Annotated in this window: 2 protein-coding genes and 1 riboswitch; both genes read right to left on the reverse strand. The window is 43.3% G+C overall.

Annotation, left to right across the window (positions count from 1 at the left end; all coding sequences use genetic code 11):
• Positions 1–877 (reverse strand): glycosyl hydrolase family 28-related protein (locus A3KS_RS22890; protein WP_278247326.1); only part of this gene is annotated, 877 nt, incomplete at its 3' end.
• A gap of 14 nt (positions 878–891) precedes the next feature.
• Positions 892–973: riboswitch (cyclic di-GMP riboswitch) on the reverse strand.
• A 135-nt stretch (positions 974–1,108) separates the two neighbouring features.
• On the reverse strand, positions 1,109–1,318 hold a 210-nt coding region (locus A3KS_RS23860; RefSeq protein ID WP_026395933.1), incomplete at its 5' end, for a hypothetical protein.

Genomic DNA, 1,318 nt, shown 5'->3' on the forward strand with positions numbered 1-1,318 from the left:
TTGTGATATATGCATCAGGATTTGACCATAAAATATTTGCTACTGCTGACTGCTGTGGAGCCATGTATAAGGTGGCACCATAACCGCTGATTCTGGTATTGTTCGTTACTTCCAGTTGGCTCGCAACCACATAGGTTCCGGCCGGAATTGTCAAGATTACATTCTTACTGCTGGCATCATTAATGGCTTTTTGAATCGCTGCGGTATCATTGGTGACGCCATCTCCTTTTGCTCCATAATCTTTAACACTGACTCCCTGGTTCACCGGTGTTGTGGTTGGCGGTGGTGTGACCACTACACTGGCCGGTTCACTTGTTGCTCCGGCTGGCAGCTTTTCAATTATGATTTCGATCGCTTCTAAACGAAGACTTTTACCTTCCGAGCCAGAGAGTGCTCCATCCGATACCCACCCCTGTGCCCAACCTTCGTTCTGAATATGGGTCCGGTACCTAACTGAATATTCAGCTGCACTCGCACCAGTTAACCTGATTTGGATTCCTTCCAAGCGTAATCCTTCGCCTTCTGATCCAGAAAATCCACCGTTTGTCGCCCACTTCTGTTCCCAACCCTTATTTTGAACATGTGTACGATATTCAATTCCTAATCCTGCCGGTACCGTTCCCGTCAGTTTTATCTCAACACCTTCTAAACGATAGCCTTTTCCTTCGGAACCCGAAAGTTGACCATTGCTCATCCATCCCTGTGCCCAGCCTTCATTCTGAATGTGAGTCCGATAGGTGATTCCAATCGTATCCGTGGCGTCTGTTTCTAACGCTGTAGCAAAAACATTTGCAGAAAAAAACGTCCCTAATATCAATAATGCCATTACTAAGGTTGTACCAATTTTCTTTGTCTTGCATCCCTTTTTAAAATTCATAACTTACTGCTCCCTTCGGTAACCGGCTACCTTTCCCTTAAGTTAAGGCCCTCGGCTTTGCGTCCCAACTTTTCAGTTGGTTTGCCTTTATCGTGGATATGATTGTTCAAAAATAGCGATATTTTTATTAAAATAAAGCCTTGTTCAAAAGAGCAAGGCTTTAGGAGTAATTGCTTTATTGAATTATTATCAGACTATACACGACATAACTATTTAAATACTTTATTACTGTTAATCAACCTTTGCTGTCAGGAGATTAAAATTATTGGTGGCCACTGAGAAATCAGAGCTGGAATTCAATCGCTGGAATCCACTATAGGAATTATCTGAGACTTGAATTTGGGTTCCTTCCGGATTATAAATCAGGTAAGAGTAGGATGCTCCGGTGTTGGTAAAGGTATTGTTCCGAAGCACTGCCTGGGATCCCACACCTCTGAATCC

This window comes from Acetobacterium malicum subsp. dehalogenans DSM 11527, assembly GCF_000472665.1.
GTDB classification, from domain to species: Bacteria; Bacillota; Clostridia; order Eubacteriales; family Eubacteriaceae; genus Acetobacterium; species Acetobacterium malicum.